The organism is uncultured Campylobacter sp. (assembly GCF_938045535.1).
Taxonomy (GTDB): Bacteria; Campylobacterota; Campylobacteria; order Campylobacterales; family Campylobacteraceae; genus Campylobacter_B.
In genome coordinates this window covers 1-4853 of sequence record NZ_CALIMQ010000031.1, presented here as the reverse complement: position 1 = coordinate 4853, position 4853 = coordinate 1, and the positions used below count along the sequence as shown (strand labels likewise).

Here is a 4853-nt window from a genome sequence, read left to right as displayed (position 1 = left end):
GGGGGAAGGGGCGCTACTTGCGAGGCGCTCCCCTTTCCCCTTAAAATCCCCTAACCCTTGGCACGCTCAAGGGGCGAGCTTTCAGCTCGCGTTAAATTTATATTGGAAAAGCACGCAGTTTTTACGTTCGTCTATTTAGTAAAATAATGTCTTATTGTGTCTCCAATAAAATTTTACGGAATTTTATTTGTGGCTAGTAGTGTAAAATTTTGGCTAAATTTCTGCGTTCAGCTCGCCATTACGCCTCGCGCATCTCCTCTGCTAGGCACTTTTTATAGGCGTATCTAAAATAAGATGACAAAGCTGGCGGCCATATTAGCGCTAAACCTATCGCTAACACCACGCTAGCCCAGCGCAAGAGTACCGAAAATATTTCTGCATAGTTTGCCGTATTGATATCAAACCATGCCACTGGCATGAAGTTTTGGATTGCGATTAAATATATGAGAGCACTTGTTAGCATGGCGGGTAGAAAATAATTCAAGACATTTAATTTTTGGTAGTTTATATCCGCGGTAAGATATCCTACCACATACGCAATAAAAATAAATGAGTATAAAGTAGCGCGCAATATTGCTAGGCGTTGTAACCCGAGAGCTTGATTGTTGGCGTTATCATCGTTTATGTTTTGATTATTTTTGTTTGAGTACCCTGCGACAAAAGCAAAATGTGCACCTATCACCACAAAGCAAACGCATTGCGTAAAATCGTAAAGTAAACAAATAGAAAACCATTCCAATATATCTAAATCATGGTAGTCTTGAAGCTTCTCACTTACCAGATAAAGCCCTGATATTCTTATTACACAAAACGTCGCCGCGAGCAAAATCGGGTGCAGCGCGACCCTACCGCTTCTTAAATCAGAGAGTAAATTCTTAAAATATCTCATGCTTCCCCTTTAAAATTCCGCGGAATTCTAAAATCTCGAAAGAACTCCGCGCATAGTCTGCGAATAGAATTTTATAATTCCCCAATGCGAAATTCTACTACTAAATTTAGGATTTTGCGGCGAGGAATTTTAAAATCAAAGTATGTAACGCAAGCCGTTAAATGAAAATACTCGGACGCAGTCCGCATCGCTAGCGTCGTCGGGGGTTGGGTGGGGTTTGTGGGCGAGCAGAGCAATGCGGTGCTGCGGGGCAGCGCCACCCTCTGCGAGAGGTGTGACCTCGCAATTCAAGCCCTCTTCCCGCCCCAAGATATATCACGAATTAAAATTTAAACGGAATTTCATTTTGTAATAAATTTAAAATTTCTCTATGTAGAATTTGCCTCTAGAATTTGGGGCGTGGCGGCGTTTTCGCTTAAGAGGGAAGGGGCGCTACTTGCGAGGCGCTCCCCTTCCCGCCCCAAACCCCACCTAACCCCCGACGACGCTAGCGGTGCAGGCTACGCCTGGGTATTTTCATTAAGCGACTATGCCGCATAAATTTGAGTTAAATTTATGCGCTTAGTTCGCAGTTACACCTCGCGCATCTCCTCTGCTAGGCGCTTTTTGTAGGTGCGCTTGAAATGAAACGCCCAAATTAGCGGAAAGATTATCTCCAACCCTTTCCAAAATACATATCCACCATACCAAAAAAAACATTTGCAAACCGCATAGCAAGCGACTACATAGCTTGTCCCAAAGACGGCACCCCAAGCTACTATTTCAGAGTCGGTCGTAACAATCCAGATCGCAACCAAATATATGAAAGCGCTTAATAACGCAGTCGGGAAAAACCAATTCAGAACGCCTAATTTCTGGTGATTTATATCCGCGCTAAGATAGCCCGCCACGCACGCGATGATGCATAGGGCGCATAAGATAGTGCGTAGCACGGCTAAATAGCGCAGCCCACGGGGTTGCATCGCGCCTTCGTAGTCGCTGTTTTCGCAGCTACTACTTTGGCTGTTTTTGCTGCCATGCCCCGCCACATAGACAAGATGTGCGCCCAGCACTATGAAACACGCGCATGCTGCAAGGTCCCAAAATATGAAGTTACCGAAGATTGTCCCGCCCGAGCCATCATCGCCCGTAGGTCCTATTAAATAAGGCCACGAAATTTTCACTATGCAAAACGTCGCCGCAAGCAAAATCGGATGCAGCGCGAGCCTGCCGCTTCTTAAATCAGAGAGTAAATTTTTAAAATATCTCATGCTTTCCCCTTAAAATTCCGCGGAATTTTACTAGCTTTCCATTATTTTAAGGCGCGGTTTGGGTTCGAAATTTTAAAGCCACTTTGCTCGCTCATTGCTAGGGTCCGTTTCGTTGCCGATCGCTTCGTAGCGCGAGTAGTAAAACTTCACAAACTCCCGCACCTGCGCCTCGCGCGGCAGATACACGCCGTCGCTAAGCTCCGCGAAGCGCGATAAAAATTCCGCCGCGTCCTTTTTGTCGCAATAAAGCCGCGCCAGCTCCTCATAGTTTTGCAGGCACGCGGCCTTGAAGCTCTCATAGCCTGCGCGGTCAAATTTAACCGCCAGCCGCATGCCGTCAAATTTCAAAACGCCCGATGCAAAAAGCAAGCTCAGATGTATCAACGCCTCGCAGTAGTAGGGCTTGAGCTCCTCCACCTGCTGCCACGCGATGAGCCCCACGGCGCGGCGGATCAGCTCATCTAGCACCGGCAGGCAAAACTCCTCCTCCTCGTGGAAAAAGAAGTTCACGAGCCCGCCAGTGGTCGCCTTGTACTCCTCGATGAGCTTGAAAAGCCCCGAGCGGTTCATGCGCGCCTCAGTGTCCGCGTCGATGAAAAATATATGCCCGAACTCATGCCCGATCGTCGATATTTCGTAGACGCGGCGCCAAATTTGCGGCTTTTTAAATAAAATTTCGCGCCCGAAATTTAAATACTCAAGGTCGAAAATTTCGCTGCTTAGCCGCATAAAAGGTTTTGACTTAGCGCTTTCATAGACGAAATTTACGAAGGCGAAAATTTTCTTACCGCAGTTGGTGCTTACGAATTCGTCGTTGGGTACGACCTGCGCCGAAAAGAGCCCGTTCAGATCGGCTCCGTAGTAGATCAGCGGCGCACAGACGTAAAGTTGGGTTTTGGCGATGTTTGAGAGCACGAGCGAGTGCATTACGGCGTTATTTGCGCCGATTTTTTCATACGCACGCTCAAAGCTCTCGCTTACGCGCGCTTTAAATTCTTCCGCGCTAAACTCATACGCGCCTGCAAGCCTGACATCCCATTCCAGCGCGACTGCGTGTGTGTAGGCGTCCTCGTAGTATTCGAGAGGATGACCGATCTGAAGCGGCGTTTTTATATCCATCCACGCGATCTCCGCATCCCGCCACGCGCCGATTGCCGCGCTAGCGTCTTTCTCGCAAAAGGCCTGTTTGAGCTTGCCTAGATACGCGACGTAAGCTAGCTCGCTCTCATCCTCTGCAAGCGTCACCAGGCGCTCCAAAAGATCGCTAAATTCGCTCTGCAGCTTCGCCGTCTCATCCGCAAAGGCCACGGCGTAGGGAACCATTTGGGATTTGCCGTCGCGCTGCACTATCGCGCCGTAGCAGCGCTCGCAGACCTCGCCGTGAGGCGTACGCATAAATAGCTCCTCTTGCAGCAAAAATTCCTTCGCCTGCGCAAGCGAGCTAAATTCCTTTTGCAAGCGCTTGTTCGTGCCTTCGATAATTAGGGTTTGCCAGCTTTTTTGCATATCGCTTAGCACGAGCCCGATGCGGTGGATGCCCTTTAAAAGCTCCAGATAAAAGGGCTGCAAAATCCCCTGCGCGCCCGCCTCGGCGATGAGTGCTGCGTGCATGCTCTCGTGTATTTCGCGCGTGAAGTCGTACATTTTGCTCTTTAGCTCGCGCTGCCGCGCCTCATCGTAGCCCAAGCGGCGGAATTCCTGCAGCAGCGGATCCTCTTTGAGATCGACGATTCGGCGTAGCACGGCTATGCGCGCAGTATCGCCAGACTCAAAGCCGCAGATCTCCAGCCCACGCGCGATCAGCTCGGCGTGCGGCTCGTCGTAGAGGGCGTTTAGTCGCGCCTTAGCGCTCGCTGCCATCTCGCTAAGTTTTACAAAATCGTTCATCGCGTATCCTTTTTGCCGTTTTTATCGTCTTTTTTGTGAGCGGAATGTGTCTGCTTCGCGAGCAAAATTCCATCCTCGCATCCGCTTAAAATTTTAAAATTTCGACATAGATTTTTGCCGATTGTATCGAAAAAGTGTTAAATTTGCGCGGTTAAAATGCGAGATTTTTAAATTTAAGGAGTAAAAATGAGCGATTTAAACTTAGACGATTTCGGCGAGCCGCGCATCAAGGTCGTAGCGCTGCCTAAGGATACGAATAGCTCGGGCAATATTTTCGGCGGCTGGATACTAGCGCAGATCGATTTAGCGGGCGCGACGGCGGCGCGCGAGATAGCGCCCGAGCGGGTCGTGACGATCTCGATGCAGGAGGTAACTTTCAAGCAGCCCGTATTTATCGGCGATGTCATCAGCTGCTACGCAAAAGTCCTAAGCGTGGGCAATACCTCTATCTGCGTGCAGATCGAGGTCGCGGCGCTGCGGCTTGGTGAGGATGGATTTCGCGAGTGCTTGCACGTAACCAGCGCGATCGCAACCTACGTAAGCGTGACCAAATTAGGCCAAAAAAAGCCGATTAGCGCAGAGATTAAGCGGCTGCACGGATTTTAAAATTTTTCAGACTTTAATTTTAGCTCAAGGAATTTTAGCGTCAAGCTTATAACGCGAAAATTCTTATGCGGGATAAGCTTATTGCACAGAATTTGCTACGTAAAATTTTATAATTTTAAGCGCAGAATTTTGCTGTACAGTATTTTAGTGGAAAACCTAGCAGACGGAATTTTAGAATTTTAGAATTTTAGAATTTTAGAATTTTAGAATTTTAGAATTTT

4 protein-coding genes are annotated in these 4853 nt (G+C 48.3%); 1 reads left to right on the top strand and 3 read right to left on the bottom strand.

From position 1 onward, the window contains the following. Window positions 1–238: 238 nt before the first annotated feature. From Q0095_RS01275 to ciaB, 3 genes are all read right to left on the bottom strand, one after another. Window positions 239–889: a hypothetical protein gene (locus tag Q0095_RS01275; protein WP_297880626.1), complete on the bottom strand. Its 651-nt coding sequence runs from the start codon at window positions 887–889 to the stop codon at window positions 239–241. Window positions 890–1461: 572 nt separating this feature from the next. After that, complete coding sequence (locus Q0095_RS01270) at window positions 1462–2139, bottom strand: hypothetical protein (protein ID WP_297880624.1); 678 nt, start codon at window positions 2137–2139, stop codon at window positions 1462–1464. A 72-nt stretch (window positions 2140–2211) separates the two neighbouring features. Further along, a complete protein-coding gene (gene ciaB, locus Q0095_RS01265; RefSeq protein WP_297880622.1) occupies window positions 2212–4026 on the bottom strand; it encodes an invasion protein CiaB in 1815 nt (604 codons plus the stop codon). A gap of 186 nt (window positions 4027–4212) precedes the next feature. On the opposite strand from ciaB, the gene Q0095_RS01260 reads away from it, so the two are divergent. Further along, entirely contained in the window at window positions 4213–4632 is a 420-nt protein-coding gene (locus Q0095_RS01260; protein ID WP_297880620.1) for an acyl-CoA thioesterase, read from the top strand. Window positions 4633–4853 lie beyond the last annotated feature (221 nt).